We start from the raw sequence: 23431 nt of genomic DNA on the forward strand, positions 1-23431 counted from the left end.
TGTCAGGTCCCTTTCTGGGCGAGGGTTTCGACCATGTAGACAAGCTGTTCGGTGGCATCCGGTTTGCCCACGGTCAGCGCGGCGTTGGCCATCTGCAACGCGCCGTGAGGATTGTCCAGTACAGCGTTGATCTGTTCCGCCACGTTTTCGACGCTCAATTGGCTTTCCGGGATTAGAATTGCAGCACCTGCATCCACCAGACCACGGGCGTTAGCCGTCTGCTCGTCCCGAATGGCTGCGGCCAATGGAACAAGGATCGAAGGCCGTCCGATGATCGAAATATCCGCCACCGAAGACGCACCAGACCGCGAGATAATCAATTGCGCCTCGGACATCCGGCGTGGCACGTCGTGGAAGAAAGGCTGCACATCGGCATTGATGCCGTTTTCCGCATAGAAGGTGCGCACGCGGTCTTCATCTTCGCCGCGCGCCTGATGGCTGACCCGGATGTTACGCAAACGGTCCATGGACAGGCTTGCAATGGCAGGTGGGATGACATCGGATAGGATGCGCGCACCCTGACTGCCGCCGATCACCAAAATCTCCATAGGGTAGTCACCTGGGGCGATGTATCCTGCCCCTGCCCGCTCCAGCACCGCGTTGCGCACGGGGTTGCCCACATAGGTGCCTTCGACACCTTCGGGCAATTCCGTGGGCCAGGTTCCACACGCAACGGCATCCATGCGCTTTGCAAACAATTGGTTCACACGGCCCAGCACACCGTTCTGCTCATGTATCATACGTGGAACACGCAGGATCGCGGCGGCGGCAAGCGCCGGAATGGTCGGATACCCACCAAACCCCACGACAACAGCCGGCCTGTCCCGCAGCATCTTGATCTTGGCTGCCGCTATGCCCGCAGCAATACGAAACGGAACGGCAATCTTGGCCAGCACCCCGCCACGCGCAAAGGTGGCCGAGGACACCTGTTCAATCTCGGTCGTGTGCGGGAACCCGCCCGTATAGCGGGCGCCGCGCGCATCCGTGCTCAGCTTCACCCGCCAACCGCGCGCCAGCATCGCCTCGGCCAAAGCCTGGGCCGGGAACATGTGACCACCGGTGCCACCGGCTGCGATCAGAAGAAGCGGCTGTTTCGTCATCGACGGCGCCCCAAAAGATCCGAAATCTCACCTTGCGGGCGGCTTCGGGTAAAGGCCAGCAGCATGCCGACGGCAATGCCCGATGCGATCACGGACGAACCACCATAGCTGACAAAGGGCAGTGTCATGCCTTTGGCAGGCAACAGGCGCACGGCGACACCCATGTTGATCATCGCCTGAACACCAAACATGCAAGCCAGCCCAGTACCCGCAAGGCGGATAAACGGATCACGCTCGCGCACCAACCGCATCAGCGACCGCACGACAATACCGGTGTAAAGCGCGATGATGCACAACACGAGGATCAGACCGTATTCCTCGGCCGCCACGGCAATGATGAAATCTGTATGTGCGTCAGGAAGTGACCATTTCACCTGCCCCTCACCAACACCAACACCAAAAAGCCCGCCCTCCTGGATCGCATTTGTTGCATATCCAAGCTGAGTCCGCGGATCGACATCAGGGCTTAGAAAGCCATCAATACGACGGGCAAAGTGCTCCGAATTGGAATAGGCAATGGTGCCACCAAAAACGACCAGCCCGGCCATGCCGACCAGCAGGATCATGGGCGCACCGGCCACGAAATACATCACACCCCAGCCAAACAGGACAAGGCATGCCTGCCCAAAGTCAGGTTGCAAGGCCAGCATCAAAACGATCGAGACACACAGTGCAAAGGACCACGTGCGCCCCGGCGGGCCGTTCAGCTCTTGGCTGGCGGCCAGCATCCACGCAGCGGCCACGACAAAGCCCGGCTTCAGAAACTCGGACGGCTGAATACTGGCAAAGCCCATCGAATACCAACGGACCGCCCCTTTTCCAAAATCCGTCCCAAAAAACGGCAACAGGGCGAGCGCCACAAAGGACACCAAGAAACCCAACACCGCCAAACGGCGCACCACGACCGGTGACATCATCGACGTGATGATCATCAGGATCAGCGCAACCGATCCAAAAAACGCTTGCCGCGCCACATAGTGAAAAGGAGGAAAGCCGTTTTTCTCGGCCAATGGAACCGACGCCGCCAGCGCCAAAAGCAGGCCAATAGCGAACAGAAAAAGGACACAACTCAGTGACCACTTGTCAACGGTGCGCCACCATTTTGGAAGAATCGGTTCGCCGTCCCGCACCGGGACCGCGCCATAGACCATCTCAGTCATGATCTGCCGCCTTGCTGCCTGTACTGCCTCACGCCCTTGGTTGATCCAAGGTGCTGCGCGATACCATAGCGGCAAATTATCACGCGGGCCAGCCTTTGTTTACTGGCCCGCCAGCGGGGTTATGCCGCCTTGTGTGTCCCGCGGATCGGGTAGTCATTCGAACGCACGAATTTGACACCGTTCAGCACGCTTTGCAGATCGGGGCGCAAGAACGGGGCGTTCGAAACATCGACCATTTGAATGGCGCCATCACCGTTCACAACAAACAGGCCTGGCTCGGGAAACGGTTGGTCGGTTTCCTGCGGGCTGCGCGGATCAGATATGTAGACGCCCAGCGTGTCCATCTGCGTCACGCTCAGCCCATAGCCCATGGCCAGGCTCAATTCCTTCTCATCGACCATCGCTTGTGCTTTGTTCTCCGGATCACCGGATACAGTCACGACATCCACACCCAAGGCGTTGAAATCACTCTCAAGCTCTTGCAATTGGGCGAGGTATTTCTTGCAAAGCGGACAATGCAAACCGCGATAAACAACAACCAACTGCCAGTCGTGCCCGCCCCTCGGCGTTCCAAGGGACAACGTACCGCCACCCAATCTGGCGACATCAAGTTTGGGGAAAGCACTCCCTGCGGCCAAAGCTGTCATTCTGCATATCCTTTTCTTTTTGCAACATTCTTCTCGACCTAGGAAATGCAAAGGCCCACACAACCCCAAGAGCTTGACCCTTTATGTGCGATGCTGCACGGGGACGTCATGGAATACGACACGCTTGTCATAGGGGCCGGAGCTGCGGGCATGATGTGCGCAGCACATGCAGGGGGCGTGTGCTGTTGATCGATCACGCCAAGGCCCCCGGCGAAAAGATCCGCATCTCGGGCGGCGGACGCTGCAACTTCACAAACCTCTATTGCGACGCACATGCGTTCATCGGCCAGAACCCGCATTTCGCCAAGTCCGCGCTGGCCCGCTACACGCAATGGGACTTTATCGACCTGATCGACCGGCACGGCATCTCGTGGCACGAAAAGACACTGGGCCAACTGTTCTGCGACACCTCGGCCAAGGACATCATCGCCATGCTGCGCGGTCTGTTGCAGCAGGCCGGTGCTGAACTGCACCTGCAAACGTCGGTCACCAAACTGGCCAAGCGCGACGGCGGCTTTGTCGCAACCTTGCATGACGGGCAAAACATCAAGGCCCGGCACATCGTCATGGCAACGGGCGGCAAATCCATCCCCAAGATGGGTGCCACCGGCTTTGCCTATGATATCGCGCGCCAGTTCGGGCACCGGGTGACCGAAACCGAACCTGCCCTTGTCCCCTTCACATTCCCCGACCGCCGCTTTGCCGACATTTCGGGCGTCGCATGCCCCGCCCGGGTCACGGCAAATGGCACCAGCTTTGATGAAGCCATGCTGTTCACCCATCGCGGTCTGTCCGGTCCGGCCATTCTGCAAGCGTCCAGCTACTGGCATTCGGGTCAGGACATCACGGTGCATCTGGCACCCGAGACGGACCTGACCAAAATTCTCCGCGACAAACGGCAAACAGACGGAAAAAAAGCACTGACAACCGAACTGGCCCGCCACCTGCCCGCACGGCTTGTCGACCATCTCAGCACTCAAATGGATATGTCGGGGCGTCTGGGTGACATGTCGGACGCGCGGATCAAGGCACTGACCCACGACCTGCAAAACTGGCTTTTGACGCCGGGTGGGACAGAGGGGTACCGCACAGCGGAAGTGACGCGGGGCGGGATCGACACCGACCAGATCAGCTCGAAAACCATGGAGTCGCAAACCACCCCCGGTCTGTTCTTCATCGGTGAAGCATTGGATGTCACCGGCTGGTTGGGCGGGTACAATTTCCAATGGGCCTGGTCATCGGCCATGGCAGCCGCACGCGCCATCGAGAATTAATCCAAGCCCGAAAGAAGCCGCAAGGCGCACCCAAAATCAAAATGGAATGCGCCGCAGGCGCGCCTTTGGATTACAGTCGTTTCGTGACTTCGGCGACGAAGTCCTCGCCGCGGCGTTCAAAGCTGTCGTACTGATCGAAACTAGCCGCCGCCGGGGCCAGCAAGACCACGTCCCCGGCCTCTGCATCCTCCATGGCAGCCGCAACAGCAGCCGACATGCTGCCGCACACTTGCGCCTCGACATTCAGTTGCATTGCGAACTGTGCCGCTTCGCGTCCGATGACATAGGCCTTGCGCACACCGGATGCCGCATCATTGAGCGGGTCAAGCCCGCCCTCTTTCTGCAATCCGCCGCAAATCCAACGAATGTTCTTGAACGCCGCAAGCGCCTTGGCCGCGCTGTCCACATTTGTGGCCTTGCTGTCGTTCACGTACCTGACACCATCCGCCTCGGCGATGGTCTGGCTGCGATGCGGCAAGCCTGCAAAACTGTGGAACGCCTGCTCGATCACCTTGGGGGCCACACCAACGGCGCGCGCGGCGGCATAGGCCGCACAAGCGTTCTGGTGATTATGTGCACCGGGCAACCCTGCAACGTCGCGCAAATCAATCGACGCCACCTGCCGTCCTTTGCGGTACTCGGCCAGAAACCCCTTCTTGGCAAAGACCTGCCATCCCGGGCCGGTCAGCTTTTCGGCACCAGACACGCGGATCACGCGATCATCGCTTGGCCCTTCGCTAAGCTGCCCTGCAAGGGATCGTCCTTCGTCCTCGTCCACGCCAATGACGGCCCTGTCCGGGCCACCTTCGGCAAACAGCCTGCGCTTGGCAGCAAAGTATCCGCCCATACCTGCATGCCGGTCCAGATGATCGGGCGACAGGTTGGTGAACACGGCCACATCTGGTGTCAGGCTGCGCGCCAAATCGGTCTGGTAGCTCGACAGCTCCAGAACCACGATCTCTCCATCATGGGGCGGATCGATGTCCAACACACCACGACCGATATTGCCCGCAAGCTGGCTGGGACGGCCCGCGACTTCCATGACATGATGGATCAGTGCACAGGTCGTCGATTTGCCGTTGGATCCGGTCACCGCAATCACACGCGGCACGGTGTCAAAACGGTTCCATTCGGATGTGGCAAAGGACTGGAAAAACAGCCCGATGTCATTGTCGACCGGCACACCGGCCGCCCAAGCCGCCGCAATCACCGGGTTTGGCGACGGATAAAGATGCGGAATGCCGGGGCTTACGATCAGGCGCGCAACATTGTCAAAAGCACCGCCTTTCTTGAGGTCAAGGCACGCAAACCCTTCGGTTTCAGCCTTGGCGCGGGCGTCCGGATTGTCGTCCCAGCAGATCGGTGTCGCCCCACCCGCCTTCAGCGCGCGCGCCGCAACAAGGCCGGAGCGTCCAAGCCCAAGAACCGCCACACGCGCACCGTTCAGACCCTGCACCGGGATCATTGCGGTGCTCCTTGGGGGCTCTGCCCCCGGCCTGCGGCCTCCCCGAGGTATTTTCAGCCAGAAGAAGGATCATCACCACGCCTTTTCCCGCCGGTTGCGAAAGAACTTCCCGGTAACATCAGCAGGCGCGTCCAGGGCAAGCCAGATGCCTGTATCGGCGCCCTGCTCAGGCGTCCCCGGTGCAGCAGCCCCTCCCATGCGCGTATGCACCCAACCGGGGCACATCGCGTTGACGGTCACTCCCGGCGGCAGATCGCGCGGCAGTGCAAAACTCAGCGCATTCAGCGCCGCCTTGGCCACACCATATCCACCGGGACCTTCCATACCTTCGTCATAAGCGCCCCAGCCCGAGCTCACATTGATGATCCGCCCCTGCCCAGCCTGCTCCATGTGCGGCAGACACAGAAGGATCAGCTCGAACGGTGCATGGAACATCACCTGCATAGACCGCCGCAGACCTTCGGGATGGCGCACCATGCTGTCCTCGATCAGAATACCTGCATTGTTGATCAGGATGTCTACACCACCAGCGGCCTCAATGGCCGGTGCAAAACTGGCGGCGTCCTCAAGATCAAGATGCACCCAATCGCAGCCCAATTCGGTCGCGGCCTTTGCCCCGGCCTGCGCATCTCTTGCCCCGATCACAACGTCGCATCCCCGCACCAGCAGGCCCTGCGCCATGGCATATCCGATCCCTCGGTTGCCGCCGGTGATCAGCGCACGGGGCACTACCGCACCTTCAACGTGGCGAGACCGATCATCGCAAGGATCAGGGAGATGATCCAGAACCGGATCACGATCTGCGGCTCGGCCCATCCCTTTTTCTCATAATGGTGATGGATCGGGGCCATCAGGAACACCCGCTTGCCCGTGCGCTTGAAATACAGGACCTGAATGATCACGCTCAGCGCTTCGACCACGAACAGGCCACCCACGATGGCCAGAACCAATTCGTGCTTCGTCGCAACGGCGATCGCGCCCAAAGCACCACCCAGCGCCAAAGACCCGGTGTCGCCCATGAAAACGGCCGCAGGGGGCGCGTTGTACCACAAGAACCCAAGCCCCCCGCCAAAAAGAGCGGAGGTAAAGATCAAAAGCTCGCCCGTGCCCGGCACGTAGTGCACATCCAGATACTCGGTGAAATCAACCCGCCCAACGGCGTACGCAATGATACCCAGCGTCCCACCCGCGATCATCACCGGCATGATGGCCAGCCCATCCAGCCCGTCCGTCAGGTTCACGGCATTGGCAGCACCGACGATGACGATGATGGCAAACGGAATGAACAGTATGCCCAGATTGATCAGCGCGTCCTTGAGCACAGGCACAGCCAATTGGTTCTGTAGATCGTCCGGATGACTGATCGTGGCAAAATAGGCAGCAATGCCAGCAATCAGAAACCCAAGCAAAAGCCGTATCTTACCGGGCACACCTGCCGTGGTTTGCTTGGACACCTTGGCATAATCATCGGCAAAACCGATCAGGGCGAAGGCAAGCGTAACCCCCAGCACGATCCACATGAACGGGTTGTCCCAGCGCGCCCATAACAGCGTTGAGGTCGCCAGCGCGCCAACAATCAACAGCCCGCCCATCGTTGGCGTCCCGGCCTTCGAAAAGTGCCCCTCGGGACCGTCATCGCGGATCGGCTGGCCCTTGCCCTGCTTGCGCCGCAACACCGCAATCAGCGGACGGCCAAACAGAAATCCAAAGACCAGAGCCGTCAGAAACGCGCCCCCGGCCCGAAAAGTGATATAGCGGAACAGGTTGAAAAAGTCCCCGCCATCCGAAAGTGCCGTCAACCAATAGAGCATGCCTGCCTGTCCCTACGCATTATTTTGTGGGTCTTCGCCCTTAACCATCGGATGGCCCATTTTGCGGATCGCGTCAACGACCAGCGCCAGTTTCATGCTGAGCGAGCCCTTGACCAGCACCACGTCCCCGCTGTCCAGCCGACGCCGCACCTGTCCTGCCATCTCATCTGACGTTTCGGTCCACTGCCCCTGTTTGTCCGCAGGCAACGCCTGGTGCAGGTGCTTCATCAACGGGCCAACGCAATGGATCACGTCAATGGCTGACAGCGACTGCAATTCGGCAATCTCGGCATGCATCGCGGGGCCTTCATCGCCCAGTTCCTTCATGTCACCGACAAAGGCGATCCGCCGCCCCTTGCTGACGCGCCCGATGTCATGGGTCACTTCCGCTGCCGCCAATACCTCAAGTGCCGCGCCCATCGACGTCGGATTGGCGTTGTAGCTGTCATCGATCAGTTCAAGCGTCATATGCGTTTCAACCGGATCCAACACGACAACCTCTCTCGCACCACGCCCTTGGTACGGCGACCACCGGCCCAGCGATTGCGCCGCAAGCGCCAGATCCGCACCAAGCGCCTCGGCTGCGGCCAACGCACCCAAACCGTTCATGGCATAGTGTCTGCCCACCGCGCCGATCTTGAACAGCAGCGGAACGTCATGCGCCTCGGCCTGCACCACGGTTGTATCGCGTTGCAAATCCACAGATTTCAATTTGAAATCAAAGCCGTGTTCACCGAAGCCAATGTCGCGGCGCTTGGCATCATGCGCCTTGGCCTGCAGGATCGCGGCGGTTGAGCAATCGTTGTTCAGCACCGCTGCACCGCCATACTCCAACCCATCAATGATCGATGCCTTCTCGACCGCGATCCCTTCGATATTCTCGAAGGCTTCCAGATGCGCAGCCGCCACGGTTGTAATCATTGCGACATGCGGGCGGGCCATCTTTGCCAAGGGCGCGATTTCGCCGGGATGGTTCATCCCGATCTCGATCACGGCATATTCCGTATCCTTGGGCATCCGCGCCAAGGTCAGCGGCACGCCCCAGTGATTGTTGTAACTGGCGACAGAGGCATGGGTGCGCCCCTGATCCGACAGGATCGCGCGCAGCATTTCCTTGGTCGAGGTTTTGCCAACGGATCCCGTGATGGCGACCACACGGGCCTCCGTGCGGGCACGTGCCGCAACACCCAGCGCCTCCAACCCCTCCAGAACATCCTCGACGATCAGCAAAGGCGCATCATCGGCCACACCGTCCGGAACATGGGTCACAAGGGCCGCCGCGGCCCCGCTCTCAAGCGCTTGAGCAACAAATTCGTGCCCGTCCCGCGCCGCCTTGAGCGCCACAAACACATCACCGGGCTGCAAGGTCCGCGTATCGATCGAGACACCCGTGGCCGTCCAATCCGTCGTGGCCTGACCACCCGTTGCGGCAGCAGCCTCGGCTGAGGTCCAAAGCGTCATGTCAATCGTCCTTCCAAGGCAGCCACTGCCACGCTGGCCTGTTCCACATCGTCAAAGGGCAACACATCATCGCCAACCACCTGGCCCGTCTCGTGCCCCTTGCCCGCAATCAAAAGCGCGTCACCAGGGCCAAGCGCATCCACAGCGCGCAGGATCGCCTCGGCCCGGTCGCCAACTTCAGTCGCGTCCGGACACCCTTCCATAACGGCGGTACGGATCAACGCGGGATCCTCGCTGCGCGGGTTGTCGTCAGTGACAAAAACGATATCCGCATTCTCGGCCGCGGCCTGCCCCATCAATGGGCGCTTGCCTGCATCCCGATCACCGCCCGCGCCAACAACGGCGATCAGGCGGCCCATGACATGGGGGCGCATCGCCTTGAGCGCCGTCTCAACCGCATCGGGCGTGTGAGAGTAGTCCACGAAAACGGCAGCACCATTCTCGCGTGTTGCGGCAAGCTGCATACGCCCCCGGACAGTTCCCAAATGCGGCAATGTCTCAAAGACCTCGGCAGGTTCGGCGCCACAGGCAATCACCAACCCGCAGGCCAGCATCACGTTGTCGGCCTGAAAACCGCCGATCAGGGGCAAACGGGTGGTATAGGCCCTGCCTTCGTATTCGAACCGCACATCCTGCCCCGTGGTGTCAAAACGCTGTGCTGTCAGGCAAATGTCACCGCCGTCGCGGCCAACGGCCAACACCGTTTGACCGCGTGCGCGTGCAATGGCGGCCATGTCCACGCCACGCGCATCATCCATGTTGATCACAGCCACGCCATCCTCAGGCAGCACGCGCGCAAACAGGCCGGCCTTGGCATCAAAATACGCTTCGAACGTGTGATGGTAGTCCAGATGATCCTGGGTAAAGTTCGTGAACCCAGCTGCTTTCAGCGTCACGCCATCCAGCCTGCGCTGATCAAGGCCGTGAGATGAGGCTTCCATCGCCGCATGGGTGATCCCATTGGCCTTCGCTTCTGCCAAGGTGAGGTGCAGCGTGATCGGCTCTGGCGTGGTGTGAGCAAGCGGAGCGGTCCAAGCGCCCTCAACACCCGTTGTGCCAAGGTTCACGGCGGCCAACCCCATCTCGATCCAGATCTGGCGCACAAAGGTCGATACGGATGTCTTGCCGTTGGTCCCGGTGACGGCGACCATCACATCGGGCTGACCACCAAACCACAGGGCGGCGGTTCGGCTCAGCATCTCGCGCGGGGCATCGGTGACGACAACCGCGACACCCTCCAGCCAGTCAGCGGCCAGCGCGGCCCCTTCGGCATCGGTCAGAACCGCCGCCGCGCCCATGCGCACCGCGTATTGAATAAACTCCGCCCCATGCACGCGGCTGCCCGGCATGGCGGCGAACAGGAACCCGTCCTTCACCTCGCGGCTGTCCACGGCAATGCCGGTGATATCGGGATTGGCCCCACCCCGGGCGGTCAGGCCCAGCGATGAAAGTGATCGTGCCTGCGCGCCCATATTGCTGGCCCTATGGTTCGGATGCGAAATGCACCTCAGTTGCTGCTGGTCAGCGTTATATCAGCGAGAGTGACAGGTTCAACGCTTGGGCGCAGGCCCAGAAGCGGCGCGATCCGGCCAATCATCTCGGCGGCGACAGGCACCGCCGTCCACCCGGCGCTGCGGCGCGGTTTGTCTCCGCTCGTCTCCACCGGCTCATCCAACGTCACGACCAGCACGTATTTGGGATCATGCGCGGGGAACATCGTGGCAAAGGTCGCGATCACCTTGTCGTCGTAGTATCCACCGCGCGGCTTGGGCTTGTCGGCGGTGCCCGTCTTGCCACCCACGGCATATCCCGGCACTTCGGCCATGCTGGCCGTACCATCTGTTACCACCTTACGCAGCATTGCACGCGCAGCGCGGGCGGTGCCCTCGCTCATCACTCGTTCGCCGAAACGGGGGCCATCTTGCTTGAGGATCGTGGGCTTGACCATGCGGCCACCATTGGCAATGGCCGCATAGCCTGCCGCAAGGTGCATGGGCGAAGACGACAGACCATGACCATAGCTCACCGTCACAGCGCTCAGGTCGGTCCAGCGTTTGGGCAGCAGCGGCTTGCCGGTGCGCGCCTCCACGATCTCGAAATCCGTGGGCTCGAAAAAGCCCATCTTTTTCAGGAACTCCTGCTGCCGCTCCTTGCCGATCTGCAACACCAGGCGGCCCGTGCCGCGGTTCGACGACTTCACGACGATGTCGGCGACGCTCAGCTTGCCGTAATTCTTGTTGCGGAACTCCCCGATGCGGAAGCCACCCACTCGCATGGGACCCGCGGTGTTGATGATAGTCGACGGTGATACAATACCCAGATCCACGGCTTGTGCGGCCGTGAAGATCTTGAACGCCGAACCCAGCTCATACACCCCCTGCACCGACCGGTTAAAAAGCGGGCTGTCGCTCTGATCACCTTTCGTGGCCGGTCGCGGGCGATTGTTGGGGTCGAAATGCGGCAACGACACGACCGAGATGACCTCGCCGGTGTGCACATCCATCAGAACCGACGACGCGCCCTTGGCATTCATCAGCCTCATGCCGCCATAAAGCACACGTTCCGCCGCCGCCTGCACCGTCAGGTCCAGCGCCAGTTCCAGCGGCTTCTGCCCGTTGGCGGGGTCGCGCAGGTAGTCGTCGAACTGCTTTTCGACACCGGCAACACCGATCACCTCGGCCGCACTCACACCTTCCTTGCCGAAACTCGCCCCGCCCAGAACATGGGCGGCAAGCGTTCCGTTGGGATAAAGCCGCATGTCCCGCGGACCAAACAGCAGCCCGGGATCGCCGATCTCGTGCACGGCCTGCATCTGTTCGGGGCTGATTTTCTTGCGAATCCAAAGGAACTTGCGCTTGCCGGTGAAGTCCTTCAGCAGCTCCTCCTCCTTCAGATCGGGGAAGATCGCGGCCAATCCCTTGGCAGATGCCACGGGGTCCACCATTTGCGGTGGCTGGGCATACAGCGCATGGGTCTCAAAATTCGTTGCCAGCAAACGCCCGTTCCGGTCCACGATGTCCGCACGGGCCGCTGAAATGGCCGCCCCTTGGGCACTCGCACGCGGTTCAACCGGTTCGGACGTCGCCAGCACACCCATGCGTACAGCGACGGTCACGAAGGCGCAGAAAAAGAACAGGCCCAAAACCAGCAAACGCCCTTCGGCGCGCTGACGCGACCGGTCGCGCATTTCCTCGTGACGGGCACGCAGGTTTTCACGCTCGATCGCCTCGGTGCTTTCGCCGGCAGCGCGTGCAGGCAGAATGCGGGCCAATGGGCGCAGAGGCGTGCGGGTCATGGCTGCTCTCCATCCTCGGGCAATTCACCGGACACTTCGACCGCATTGTCGATGACCAGCAGCGGGGGCGCAGGATACGCAACCTCATCCACGTGACCAAACTGGTCAGGGCGGAAGGGCATCAGGCCAAGCCGATCAAAGTTGATGTCGGCCAGATCACGCAACCGGTCCGGACGGTTCAGATAGGCCCATTCGGCCTTGAGAACGGCCAGCCGCGAATGCGCCATGCGAATGTCGCGATGCAACCTGTCCGTCTTGGACAGCACCTCTTGCGTCGCGTAGTTCTCGCGATAGGCCCAGAAAGCCAGGCCAATCACGGCCAACGTGGTCAAAATATACAAAACCGTGCGCATCAGATGGCCCCCTTGACCTGCGGCATACCAATACTCTTTGCGTCAATCTCTCCGGCGGGCGCATCGGTGCGCACCGCCACCCGCAGCTTGGCCGACCGGCTGCGCGGGTTCATGTCCAGCTCATCCCTGTCGGGCCCAATAGCCTTGCGGGTCTTCAATTCGAACTGCGCGGGTGCGGCCTCGACCTCGGGCGCGTAACGATTGGGGTTGGCTTGCCGCCCCCCCGCGCCGTCATGAAACGTTTGACCATCCGGTCCTCGACCGAATGGAAGGTCACAACAGCCAGCTTGCCGCCGGGTTTCAATGCCCGCTCTGCGGCCATAAGTCCCTGATACAGCTCATCATATTCGTTGTTCACCGCAATGCGTAGCGCCTGAAAGCTGCGTGTGGCAGGATGCGATTGACCGGGCTTGGGACGCGGCAGGCATTTCTCGATCACGCCCACCAGCGCCATTGTCGTGGTGATTGGACGCGCCGTGATGATCGCCCGCGCAATACGGCGGCTCGCCCGCTCTTCTCCGTACTGAAACAGAATATCAGCCAGCACGCCTTCATCGGCTTCGTTCACGATATCCGCAGCGGATGGCCCATCCTGCGACATGCGCATGTCCAGAGGCCCGTCTTTCATGAAGGAAAAGCCGCGCTCAGCCCGATCCAGTTGCATTGAACTCACACCAAGGTCCAGCACAACACCGTCCAAACCCGCGCCATACTGATCCAGCTTGGAAAACACACCGGGTTGCATCGTGATACGGTCGCCATAGGCATCCGCCCAACCGGCGGCCATCTCGAACGCAAGCGGGTCGCGATCAACGGCGATCACCCGATCGGCACCCGCCTCAAGCAACGCGCGGGTGTAGCCCCCGGCGCCAAATGTGCCATCAAGCCACGTGCCTTCAATCGGCGCACATTGCTGTAGGATCGCGTCGATCAGAACCGGAATATGTGGCCCCCCAGCCATTCCTAGTCCATGTCCCCGTCAAGGTAGGCTGACGGGTCCAGGTCCGGATCGAACCCATCATCGTCCAGCGCCGCTATACTCTCGTCATAGGCGTCGGGCTGCCAGATCTCGAACGTATCGCCCGAAGATATAAAGCGCGCCATGCCATCAAGACCGATTTTCTCGCGCAGCTTGGCGGGCAGCACGATGCGGCCCGTGTCATCCACGACGGTTTCGATGGCCTGCGCGCTGTACAGCCGCTCCATCGCCTTCCGCTTGGCGGACCCTCGTGGGAATTTGGAAATCTTGGCGTCCACCTCGTCCATGGCTTCAATCGTGAAGCCTTCAAGGTAACCGCGGGTCGCGCCACCATAGACGATGATCACACGGGGTGGCAGGCCGTCAGTCCAGTCGGGGTCGCAGGCTTCGATCACACGACGAAACGAGGCCGGGATAGACACCCGCCCCTTTGCGTCCACCTTGTGGTCGCTTTCGCCTCTGAACCTGCGTGCCACTGTTTGGCCCGTCCCTATTTCGTTTCCGCGCCCCAGCGCTTCAAATTCGTTCCCCAGTCACCTGCGCCCTCTTGCCGGGGCTTGTGTTTCCCGCCACCCTTCGGGGGCGAGAAATGGAAACGGCGGGTTGATCTGCTGCCACTGATCAACCCGCCGCCCTCGTCCCGTCTCGCGGGATGTCCAGCTGCGCGCGCCACCTGGGGGGATGTCTGCTCGCTCGCGCGCCGGATCTCTGGTCTGATGAAAGCGAGGTGCCTGTATGAAACCTGCTAGAGTTTTGTTTTTTGCTTGGGGTCGTTTGTTGCCCCGTGCTCGTTCTCATCTGATGTCATTAGGTATGACGTGGGAAAACATGGGAAGCAATGGTTTTTTGCGGCCCCCGGGGATAGCTGCGCATCTATATGTAAGCCCAAAATCCCATATTTAAGCCTAAAACCGATTAAAATGCCGCTTATCATGTTGCTCACCGGAAATCAGACACAACATGTAGACCTCACCCACCCGATGCGGCATAACCCATAAATTCCCAAAAAATTTCACCACAACCACAACACCTGCGGATGTTTTTATTTTGTTCTCACACAATGCAAGCAATAAACACAGAATTGATCTGAATCAGATCAAGTTTGATACCGTTTGACCATGAATTCCCATGATCGTGGCGCCATATTCTTCCGCCACCCATGAAATCCCTTGCGCACCCTCCCGCAACACGGCAACACGCAGCGGGTATCCGACACAGGAGCAGACATGTCCAACGCCGTTCGCATCTTCACACACGCCTTCACAATGGTCTTCCACGATCTCGGCGCCACGCTGCGTGCCACCTATGTGGGCGTCAGCCTTGTCGCGCTGTCGGTTGTCCTGTTCCTGACCCTGACACCAAACATGTTCGGCTCGATGATGCTTGCGACCGAAACGGACGCGTTCAACCCTGATGCATTTGGCAACGCAGGCGCCGCAGTTGTGGCAATCCTTGTTATGGCTGTTGGCTACATCATGATGGTCGCCGCCTGGCACCGCTATGTGCTTCTGCCCGAGGGGCAGCGCGACGGTGGCTTCACGCCGGGCGCGGGTATCGTGCTGGGCTATTTCGGGCGCAGCCTTCTGTTGGGCATCATCGTCGGCATCGCTGCCATCCCGCTCTTTGTGCCTTTGGGCGTCATTGCGTCGACGGGCAATGACATTCTCACAAATCTGGCCGCGATCCCACTGTTTGCCATTCTCGGCTGGGTGTTGTTGCGGCTCAGCCTGATCCTGCCGGCCTGCACGATCGGCAAAAACATGAAGATGTCCGAAAGCTGGGCCGCGTCCCGCCCCCTGTCGGGTGCAATCATCGGGCTGACCATCATTCTCGGCGTCGTGGACTTTGTCCTGAACCTCGTGATCAGCGTCCTGCCTGCGCCCTACATCCTGGGCGTGGTCAGCGTGATCACCTCGGTTCTGTTCGCGCTGGTCAGCGCAAGCATCCTGACAACTCTATATGGCATTGCCGTCGAAGGGCGCGAGGTCTGAACCACCCAGCTCAGGCCATCCCACCCTTGATCAATCCATCGGCAATACGGGCGTAGGCTTGGGCCATCGGCCCATCCCCCACGGCCACGGGCGTGCCCCCGTCCCCGGCCAAACGGGTCTCAAGATCAATGGGCAATGCGCCCAAAAGCGGAATACCCATCTTTTCCGCCTCGGCGGTCACACCGCCCTGGCCGAAAATCTGATGCTCTGATCCGCAGTCCGGACACACAAACATCGACATGTTCTCGATCAGCCCCAAAACAGGTGTCTTGAGCGTGGCGAACATGTCCAGCGCCTTGCGGGCGTCAATCAATGCGACATCCTGCGGTGTGCTGACAACAATGGCCCCGGACAGTTCGGACTTGGTGCACAAGGTCAGCTGTACGTCGCCAGTGCCGGGCGGCAGGTCGACAAGTAAAATGTCCAACTCACCCCACTCGACCTGCCCCAGCATCTGTTGAAGCGCGCCCATCAGCATGGGGCCACGCCAAACCACGGCCTTGCCTTCTTCCATCATGAACCCGATGGACATCAGCGTTACGCCATGGGCATGCAATGGAATGATGGTTTTGCCATCGGGCGACGCCGGCCGCTTGTTTACCCCCATCATCCGGGGCTGAGACGGACCGTATATATCTGCATCCAGCAGCCCGACCTTGCGTCCCTGCTTGGCAAGCGCCACGGCCAGGTTCGACGACACGGTGGATTTACCGACACCGCCCTTGCCGGATCCGATGGCAAGGATGCGTTTGACACCTGTGGGCTTGGTGGGTCCGTCCTGTGGCTTTGGATGTCCCCCGATTTTCAGGCTGGGCGGGGCCGCAGGCTTTTTCGCAGGACCATGTGCCGTCAACGCAACGCGCACGTCGCCCACGGCTTCCAACGACCGGACGGCCGCCTCGGCAGCGGCACGCACGGGTTCCATCTTGGCCGCCAGTTCCGGGGTGGGTGCCTCGATCACAAACTGCACGGCATTGCCCTGCACCTGCACCGCGCGAATCAAATCCCGGCTGATCAGATCACCACCGTCCGGCATTCCCACGCGCGTCAGCGCGTCCATAACAATTTGCTTCGTGACAGCCATGCTCGATTTCCCCGCTTTATGGTGAAAGAAATGGCATAAATTTCGCGTCTTACAAGAGCTTGCAAACCGCCCCGAAGCAAACGCCGCATCCTTGTGCACATTGCCTAGGCTTTGGACCTCAACCCCATGCAATTGCTGCATAGCAGCATTGAATTGGTGTGTATTGTGCACCCGCAGCATTGGCTTATATTCAGGTCAACGAAACGAGCATGAGGCAAAGAACATGGCCTATTACAATGATGTAGCACGTCGCAGCGACCTGGTCGAACGTACCCTCGGCACGGTTGCCCGCGTGTTTGAAGCTGCTGCAGAGCGTCGCGCAAAACAGCGCATCTTCCGCACCACGTTCACCGAGCTGAACGCACTGTCCAACCGCGAACTGGCCGATTTGGGTCTGCACCGGTCGGAACTGAAGCGCGTGGCTTGGGAATCTGCGAACGACCTCGCAGCCTAAACAAGGAATACACGGATCAGATCGCCCCTCCTCCTCCCTGGGGCATCTGAAATTGGCGGCGGCGCCTTCCTCCTCCCTGGCGTCGCCGCACTTTAACACCGCAATACATCGCACTTTCGGTCTTCCTCCTCCCTGACCGACGCGATGTTGCAAGAGCGGCGGCATTCACCTCCTCCCGAATGTCGTCGCACGAATACCGCACCAAAAACGGTGCAGAGATTGTCAAACCGGTCCTCCTCCTCCCTGACCGGATGGCATGACGAAGGCGGCGGCCCCCTCCTCCCTGGGGACCGCCGCTTTTTTATTTCCACATTCAAGAAACTCGTTCGCAGATGTCACACACGCCCGACCTGCCACGTCATCATCATGACAATGGCAAGGATACAGTCGCATGGTGCGTGTTCTCTGGATCGTAGGGATCTATTATTTGGCCTCGGGCGTCTTGATGTGGACGCAGCCGCAGTTCTGGTACGCCAACACCCCCGGTGTTGCGCCCATGGGTCCGTTCAACCTTCATTTCATCCGCGACATAGCACTGGTGCTTGGCGTCAGTGGGCTCGCCATCCTGCACGCCGCACGCACACGGTCACGCGATGTCCTGATTGTCGGGTTGGGCTGGCCCGCGCTGCACGCCCTCTATCACCTCGCGATATGGGCCAATCGCGGCTTTGCCTTTGACATGATCGCCCTCGTCAACCTGTTGGGCATCCAGCTTCCGGTCTGGACAAGCCTTGCAATCGCTTTCTCAATGCAACCCAAGGAGCAAACCTCATGATCCGCGCATTTCTTCATTCCGGCGCCCGCCGCTTTGGCAAGCAGTTCAACTACAATACACAGTACATGCACGACTTGATCGACATCGACACACGCGCAGGTCTGCGCCTGACCCTGTTTCAAAAGGTCAGCGCCTATGCTGGCCCCAAATCCGCACATCATGTTCGGATGGGGGCCATGGTCGGCTCCGCTGTCGAGGGCGATTGTGGACCCTGCGCGCAACTAACCGTCGATATGGCCCTGGCCTATGGCGCACGTGCGGCAGACATCCAGGCAAGCCTGAACGGCGCGCCCGATGCGGCAGGTGACTTCGGCCTCGGCTACCAGTTTGCCTGGGCCGCGATCCGGGGCGACGAAACCCTTGACGCGCTGCGCGCCCGGATCGAAACGGCGCATGGCCCGCGCGCCGTTGTTGCAGCGTCCTTTGCCGCTGCGTTCACCCGCGCCTACCCCGTACTCAAGCGCGGCATGGGTCACGGCAAACTGTGCCAACGGCTGGATGTGAACGGCACGTCCATCACGCTCACCGACCCGGTTGCTGCATGACGTGGACCGACCAATTCGAAGCACAGCGGCCGATGCTCACGGCCCTGTGCTACCGCATGCTCGGCGAACGTGCCGCCGCTGAAGACGCGGTTCAGGACACGTGGTTCAAATGGGCGGCAGCGGATCATACAGCCATTCGAACGCCCGCCGCATGGTTGCGCACAGCCGCAACACGGGTTGCCATCGACAGCCTCCGGCGGGCCAAGACACGGCGCGAGATCCTATGTGGGGCCATGGTTGCCCGAACCCCTGATCATCGATGAAAACACCGCCGAAGACAGCTTTTCCCAGGCGCAGGACTGTGAACTGGCGCTGCTCTGGATGATGGACACGCTGCCCACCAGCGAACGCGCCGCATTTGTCCTGCGCGAGGCGTTCGATGCCTCCTATGCCGACATCGCCCAGACACTGGACAAATCCGAAGCCGCCTGCCGCCAACTGGTCAGCCGCGCCCACCGTCGCGTCGCACAATCCTCCCCGGACCTGACACAACCAGCGGGCAAGCGGGCCGCGCAGATCAGCGGCTTTCTCGCCGCCATCGTCAGCAATGATCTCGACGCCGCCAAATCATATCTGGCCGAAGACGCCATCGCGATCTCGGATGGCGGGGCCAAGGCCCGTGCGGCCCGCCGTCCGCTCATCGGCCCGGACGATATTGTTCTGGTCTCGCACGCGGTCACGCTGAAACATGCCGGTGTCCTCGTGCCCACACCGGTCACCGCAAATGGCCAGCCCGCGCTGCTGATGACCGAAAACGGTCGGGCTGAAACACTGTTCACTGTGGCATTGAACACCCAGGGCCAGATCTGCTGGATGTTCACAATGCGCAACCCGGACAAGCTGCCACACATGATCGCGAACCGGGTCGGCGGGCGGGCGCCTTTGCGCCAGCAAACAGAGCCGCCCGACGGCAAAGCTTTCAAAACAGTTAAGCCCTCCGCGCAAACGTAAACAATGGGCAAGAATGACCGGATCGTTAACGCGGTCCGGCCAAGCAAAACACGCAGTTTCGGCCCCAAAATGCGCAGTTTGGCAAAAACGCCACCAAAACACGGGGTTTTACAGGGATCAAAATGTGCAGTTTCCGGCGAAAAACGCGCAGTTTACCAGATCGAAAGGACCGCACGGCGCGTTAACCGCGCCGCGCCACACCTCTAAAACGGAATGTCATCCGTGCCGGATATAAAGCGCGAAACAACCTTCTTCGTGCCCGCCTTCTCGAACTCCACTTCCAGCTTGTCACCCTCGATCCCGATGATGACGCCGTAACCGAACTTCTGGTGAAACACCCGCTCCCCCATGGTGAAAGCCGACACCGCATTCAGATCAATGACCGTGTTCCGGCTTTCCTTGGGTTGGCTCATGGGCCGCTCACCGGCCCGCGCCTGCAACCGCTTCCAGCCGGGCGAGTTGTAGACATTCGCGTCCGCCGCCGCCTGATGCAACCGCGACTCGCCCCCCATATTTGGGGCTGCAGCGCCAAACCCACCCCCATATAGGCCCGGTGGCGTCAACACATCCACATGATCCTCGGGCAGCTCATCGACAAAGCGCGACGGCATGGAGGATTGCCACTGCCCGAACACCCGCCGGTTGGCCGCAAAGGATATGGTGCAAACCTCTTCCGCACGGGTGATCCCGACATAGGCAAGGCGGCGTTCTTCTTCGAGCCCCTTGATCCCGCTTTCATCCATCGACCGTTGCGACGGGAACAGCCCGTCCTCCCACCCCGGCAGGAACACTTGCGGGAATTCCAAACCCTTGGCGGCGTGCAGGGTCATGATCGACACCTTCGCCTCGGCATCCTCGCTGGCGTTGTCCATGACCAGCGAAACGTGCTCAAGGAATCCTTGCAAATTCTCAAAGGATTCAAGGGCTTTTACCAGTTCCTTCAGGTTCTCCAGCCGGCCAGGCGCTTCGGGTGTCTTGTCATTCTGCCAATGGGCAGTGTAGCCGCTTTCGTCCAGAATGATCTCGGCCAATTCGATATGGCTCACTGGCGGTGGACCGTATTCGACACGCAGCGGCGCTACCCCCTCGTCAATTACGGAATCGTCCTGCGCCACTTCAATGCGCGGTCCCCGCAGCTTGGAATTCCAGCGGGCAATCCCATCCACAAGCGCGCCCAATTCCTTACCGCCCTTGCCTTTGATCAGCCCCTGTTCAACGGCCAACCGCGCTCCTTCCACCAATGGCACACCATTGGCCCGCGCCGTAATCTGAATGGTCTGTTGCGCCTTGTCCCCCAAGCCGCGTTTGGGCGTGTTCACGATCCGCTCAAAGGCCAGATCATCATCGGGCGACACGACAACTCGGAAATAGGCCATCGCATCCCGGATCTCCATCCGCTCATAAAAGCGCGGGCCACCGATGACGCGATAGGGCAAGCCAATGGTCAGAAAACGATCTTCAAACGCGCGCATCTGATGTGAGGCGCGGACCAGAATAGACATGTCTTCCAATGACATAGGACGCACACCTCGCGTGCCCTTCTGCGCCGCCTCAATCTCTTCCCCGATCCAGCGCGCTTCTTCCTCGCCGTCCCAGTGACCGATCAGGCGCACCTTCTCGCCCTCGTCCTTGTCGGTCCACAGCGTCTTGCCCAGACGGTTTTCGTTGCCATCAATGACACCGGATGCCGCCGCCAAGATATGCGGGGTCGAGCGATAGTTCTGTTCCAGCCGCACCACATGCGCGCCGGGAAAATCCTTTTCAAACCGCAGGATGTTGCCCACCTCGGCCCCACGCCAGCCATAGATCGATTGGTCATCATCGCCGACACAGCAGATGTTCTTGTGCCCCTGCGCCAACAGCCGCAGCCACAGGTACTGGGCGACGTTGGTATCCTGGTACTCGTCCACAAGGATGAACGCGAACCAGCGTTGATATTGTTGCAGAATATCCGGGTGGGCCTGAAAGATGGTGACCATATGCAAAAGCAGGTCGCCAAAGTCGCAGGCATTCAGCTCGACCAGACGGCGCTGATACTGGGCATAAAGATCAACGCCCTTGTGATTGTAGGCCCCCGCATCCGCCGCGGGCACTTTGTCAGGTGTCAGAGCGCGGTTTTTCCACCCGTCGATGATGCTGGCCAACTGGCGCGCAGGCCAACGTTTGTCATCGATATTGGCCGCCTGAACCAGCTGCTTCAAAAGGCGAGATCTGATCGTCTGTGTCCAGAATTGTGAAATTCGATTTGAGGCCCACAAGTTCGGCATGGCGGCGCAAAAGCTTCACGCAAATAGCGTGGAACGTGCCCATCCACGGCATGCCCTCAATCGGCTGCCCAAGCATCTGGCCCACGCGATTTTTCATTTCGCGCGCCGCCTTGTTGGTGAAGGTGACGGCCAGAATCTCGTTCGGACGCGCCCGCCCCGTGTTCAACAGATGCACGATCCGTGCGGTCAGCGCCCTGGTTTTGCCTGTACCCGCGCCCGCCAGCATAAGCACAGGGCCATCCAGCTTTTCTACCGCCGCGCGCTGCGCCGGATTGAGGCCGTCCAGATAAGGCTGCGGGCGCACTGCCATGGCGCGTGCGGACAGAGAGGCCCCTTCAAAGGCGTCAAGATCATCAAAACTGCTCATGCCGCAATGTATCGCGCCTGCACTCAAAGGAAAAGACTGATGTTCACGCGATGTTCCACCGCTCTTAACCGCTTTCAAAACCGCAGTTCGGAGGCTCCAACAGGCAGAGCATGCGTGAATTCAACGGCTTGCAGCGCCGCACCCCCATGTCCATAGTCGCGCGCATGGATCTGAACAGCCGCTATCCCGCCCTCAGCGACCTGCGCACCCGCGCACAACAGCGAATCCCGAAATTCGTTTGGGAGTATCTGGACAGCGGCACGGGCGACGAGGCCACGCGCCGCCGCAATCGCACGGCGCTTAACCGCGTGGGGCTGCTTCCATCCATCCTACATGGCGAATTCGAGACCGATCTTTCAACGAACCTTTTGGGACAGCAGCGCGCCCTGCCTTTTGGCATCGCCCCCGTCGGCATGTCGGGACTGATGTGGCCCGATGCCGAACGCAATCTTGCCCAAGGGGCCGCACGTTTGAACCTTCCCTACACCCTGTCCACGGTCGCCGCTGCATCACCAGAAGATGTCGCCCCTGTTCTGGGCAAGGACGCCTGGTTCCAGATGTACCCGCCACGTGACGAAGGCATTCGCAAGGACATGCTGGACCGCGCCCGTGCCGCCGGGTTCAAGACATTGGTGCTGACCGTCGATGTGCCCGTGGCATCCCGACGCGAACGACAAACACGATCCGGCATTACCAACCCACCCCGCCTGACCCCGCGCCTTATGGCGCAGATCGCCATGCGGCCAGCATGGGCCATGGCGATGGCGCGCAAGGGCATGCCGCATATGCGGATGCTGGATGCCTATGCCACTGCAGCGACCAAGAACCTACCCGTCACGGCACATGTCGGATACCTGCTGCGCACGTCGCCAGACTGGGATTACGTGTCATGGCTGCGGGATGCCTGGGATGGGCCTTTCGTGGTCAAGGGGGTGATGCGTGGTACGGATGCCGAACGGCTCGAAGGGCTTGGCGTCGATGCCATCTGGGTCTCGAACCATGCCGGTCGGCAATTCGATGCCGCCCCCGCCACAATCGAAGTGCTTCCAGCGGTCCGACGCGCGACACGCCTGCCCATCATCTTCGACAGCGGGATCGAAGGCGGGCTGGACATCCTGCGGGCCATGGCGTCGGGCGCTGATTTCATCATGCTGGGCCGCGCATGGCATTATGCGCTTGCCGCCCTTGGACCCGACGGGATCGATCATCTGACCCACATTCTGTCCGAAGACTTGAAGGCCAACATGGGGCAGCTTGGAGCGCGCGCGCTTCAGGACCTGCCCAAACCGTTTTTGCACAGCTAGAACCTTCCAGCACAAGCCGACCGTCGGCAAACTCCGCATGGCGTATTGGCAAACATCCAGGTCAGTGACCTGCCTCTTTTTGCGTGACAATGAGAGTGCAGTTTTTGTTCAAACAAATGCTGGCGACTAGGTCAGCTGCTCCATCGGC

Annotated in this window: 19 protein-coding genes and 3 pseudogenes; 8 read left to right on the forward strand and 14 right to left on the reverse strand. The window is 60.5% G+C overall.

Features of this window, described 5'->3' with window-relative positions; translation table 11 throughout:
* Positions 1-2: 2 nt before the first annotated feature.
* The 3 genes from ACZ1HN_RS16825 to ACZ1HN_RS16835 all read right to left on the reverse strand — a co-directional run bounded on the left by ACZ1HN_RS16825 (position 3) and on the right by ACZ1HN_RS16835 (position 2907).
* Positions 3-1100, reverse strand: a complete 1098-nt coding sequence (locus tag ACZ1HN_RS16825; RefSeq protein ID WP_472728327.1) for a UDP-N-acetylglucosamine--N-acetylmuramyl-(pentapeptide) pyrophosphoryl-undecaprenol N-acetylglucosamine transferase — start codon at positions 1098-1100, stop codon at positions 3-5.
* Positions 1097-2260 (reverse strand): putative lipid II flippase FtsW, encoded by a 1164-nt coding sequence (gene ftsW / locus ACZ1HN_RS16830; RefSeq protein ID WP_299597746.1) that lies wholly within the window; start codon positions 2258-2260, stop codon positions 1097-1099. The genes ACZ1HN_RS16825 and ftsW overlap by 4 nt, the downstream gene beginning before the upstream one ends.
* A 119-nt stretch (positions 2261-2379) precedes the next feature.
* Positions 2380-2907 carry a redoxin domain-containing protein gene (locus tag ACZ1HN_RS16835; protein WP_472728328.1) on the reverse strand — a complete coding sequence of 176 codons (528 nt, stop codon included), beginning with the start codon at positions 2905-2907 and terminating at the stop codon, positions 2380-2382.
* Between the two features lie 108 nt (positions 2908-3015).
* Between ACZ1HN_RS16835 and ACZ1HN_RS16840 the strand changes: the two are divergent.
* Positions 3016-4181, forward strand: a pseudogene (locus tag ACZ1HN_RS16840) (BaiN/RdsA family NAD(P)/FAD-dependent oxidoreductase).
* Positions 4182-4251: 70 nt separating this feature from the next.
* On the opposite strand, the gene murD reads toward ACZ1HN_RS16840, so the two are convergent.
* The 9 genes and pseudogenes from murD to mraZ form a co-directional block, all read right to left on the reverse strand.
* On the reverse strand, positions 4252-5646 hold the full coding sequence (gene murD / locus ACZ1HN_RS16845) for a UDP-N-acetylmuramoyl-L-alanine--D-glutamate ligase (protein WP_472728329.1): 1395 nt from the start codon (positions 5644-5646) through the stop codon (positions 4252-4254).
* A gap of 72 nt (positions 5647-5718) precedes the next feature.
* Positions 5719-6375: an SDR family NAD(P)-dependent oxidoreductase gene (locus ACZ1HN_RS16850; RefSeq protein ID WP_472728330.1), complete on the reverse strand. Its 657-nt coding sequence runs from the start codon at positions 6373-6375 to the stop codon at positions 5719-5721.
* Positions 6375-7457, reverse strand: a complete 1083-nt coding sequence (mraY, locus tag ACZ1HN_RS16855) for a phospho-N-acetylmuramoyl-pentapeptide-transferase (protein WP_299768786.1) — start codon at positions 7455-7457, stop codon at positions 6375-6377. Before mraY ends, ACZ1HN_RS16850 begins: the two co-directional genes overlap by 1 nt.
* Before the next feature lie 12 nt (positions 7458-7469).
* On the reverse strand, positions 7470-8918 hold the full coding sequence (locus ACZ1HN_RS16860; RefSeq protein ID WP_472728331.1) for a UDP-N-acetylmuramoyl-tripeptide--D-alanyl-D-alanine ligase: 1449 nt from the start codon (positions 8916-8918) through the stop codon (positions 7470-7472).
* Positions 8915-10390 carry a UDP-N-acetylmuramoyl-L-alanyl-D-glutamate--2,6-diaminopimelate ligase gene (locus ACZ1HN_RS16865; RefSeq protein ID WP_472728332.1) on the reverse strand — a complete coding sequence of 492 codons (1476 nt, stop codon included), beginning with the start codon at positions 10388-10390 and terminating at the stop codon, positions 8915-8917. The genes ACZ1HN_RS16860 and ACZ1HN_RS16865 overlap by 4 nt, the downstream gene beginning before the upstream one ends.
* Before the next feature lie 35 nt (positions 10391-10425).
* Positions 10426-12213, reverse strand: a complete 1788-nt coding sequence (locus ACZ1HN_RS16870) for a peptidoglycan D,D-transpeptidase FtsI family protein (RefSeq protein ID WP_299200811.1) — start codon at positions 12211-12213, stop codon at positions 10426-10428.
* Positions 12210-12566, reverse strand: a complete 357-nt coding sequence (gene ftsL, locus ACZ1HN_RS16875; protein WP_472728333.1) for a cell division protein FtsL — start codon at positions 12564-12566, stop codon at positions 12210-12212. The genes ACZ1HN_RS16870 and ftsL overlap by 4 nt, the downstream gene beginning before the upstream one ends.
* Positions 12566-13527 (reverse strand): annotated as a pseudogene (rsmH, locus tag ACZ1HN_RS16880) (16S rRNA (cytosine(1402)-N(4))-methyltransferase RsmH). The gene ftsL and the pseudogene rsmH overlap by 1 nt, the downstream one beginning before the upstream one ends.
* Positions 13528-13529: 2 nt before the next feature.
* Positions 13530-14021 (reverse strand): division/cell wall cluster transcriptional repressor MraZ, encoded by a 492-nt coding sequence (mraZ, locus tag ACZ1HN_RS16885; protein WP_299200824.1) that lies wholly within the window; start codon positions 14019-14021, stop codon positions 13530-13532.
* Between the two features lie 750 nt (positions 14022-14771).
* Here mraZ and ACZ1HN_RS16890 point away from each other — a divergent pair.
* Positions 14772-15536, forward strand: a complete 765-nt coding sequence (locus ACZ1HN_RS16890) for a hypothetical protein (RefSeq protein WP_472728334.1) — start codon at positions 14772-14774, stop codon at positions 15534-15536.
* 10 nt (positions 15537-15546) lie between these two features.
* Here the strand turns inward: ACZ1HN_RS16890 and ACZ1HN_RS16895 are convergent, their stop codons facing one another.
* A complete protein-coding gene (locus ACZ1HN_RS16895; RefSeq protein ID WP_472728335.1) occupies positions 15547-16620 on the reverse strand; it encodes an Mrp/NBP35 family ATP-binding protein in 1074 nt (357 codons plus the stop codon).
* A 223-nt stretch (positions 16621-16843) separates the two neighbouring features.
* Here ACZ1HN_RS16895 and ACZ1HN_RS16900 point away from each other — a divergent pair, with 223 nt between their 5' ends.
* From ACZ1HN_RS16900 to ACZ1HN_RS16920, 5 genes are all read left to right on the forward strand, one after another.
* Positions 16844-17074, forward strand: a complete 231-nt coding sequence (locus tag ACZ1HN_RS16900) for a DUF1127 domain-containing protein (protein ID WP_299200833.1) — start codon at positions 16844-16846, stop codon at positions 17072-17074.
* Positions 17075-17465: 391 nt separating this feature from the next.
* Positions 17466-17849, forward strand: a complete 384-nt coding sequence (locus ACZ1HN_RS16905) for a hypothetical protein (RefSeq protein ID WP_472728336.1) — start codon at positions 17466-17468, stop codon at positions 17847-17849.
* The gene (locus tag ACZ1HN_RS16910) at positions 17846-18394 is read left to right on the forward strand and encodes a hypothetical protein (protein ID WP_472728337.1); all 549 of its coding nucleotides are present in this window, start codon (positions 17846-17848) and stop codon (positions 18392-18394) included. Before ACZ1HN_RS16905 ends, ACZ1HN_RS16910 begins: the two co-directional genes overlap by 4 nt.
* The gene (locus tag ACZ1HN_RS16915; RefSeq protein WP_472728338.1) at positions 18391-18657 is read left to right on the forward strand and encodes a sigma factor; all 267 of its coding nucleotides are present in this window, start codon (positions 18391-18393) and stop codon (positions 18655-18657) included. Before ACZ1HN_RS16910 ends, ACZ1HN_RS16915 begins: the two co-directional genes overlap by 4 nt.
* Positions 18632-19345, forward strand: coding sequence for a sigma factor-like helix-turn-helix DNA-binding protein (locus ACZ1HN_RS16920; RefSeq protein WP_472728339.1), 714 nt, complete (start codon positions 18632-18634; stop codon positions 19343-19345). The genes ACZ1HN_RS16915 and ACZ1HN_RS16920 overlap by 26 nt, the downstream gene beginning before the upstream one ends.
* 203 nt (positions 19346-19548) lie before the next feature.
* On the opposite strand, the pseudogene ACZ1HN_RS16925 reads toward ACZ1HN_RS16920, so the two are convergent.
* Positions 19549-21979: pseudogene (locus ACZ1HN_RS16925) on the reverse strand (ATP-dependent helicase).
* A gap of 164 nt (positions 21980-22143) precedes the next feature.
* Here ACZ1HN_RS16925 and ACZ1HN_RS16930 point away from each other — a divergent pair.
* Positions 22144-23283, forward strand: a complete 1140-nt coding sequence (locus tag ACZ1HN_RS16930; RefSeq protein ID WP_472728340.1) for an alpha-hydroxy acid oxidase — start codon at positions 22144-22146, stop codon at positions 23281-23283.
* Positions 23284-23431 lie beyond the last annotated feature (148 nt).

It is taken from the genome of Tateyamaria sp. GN1-10 (genome assembly GCF_055693845.1).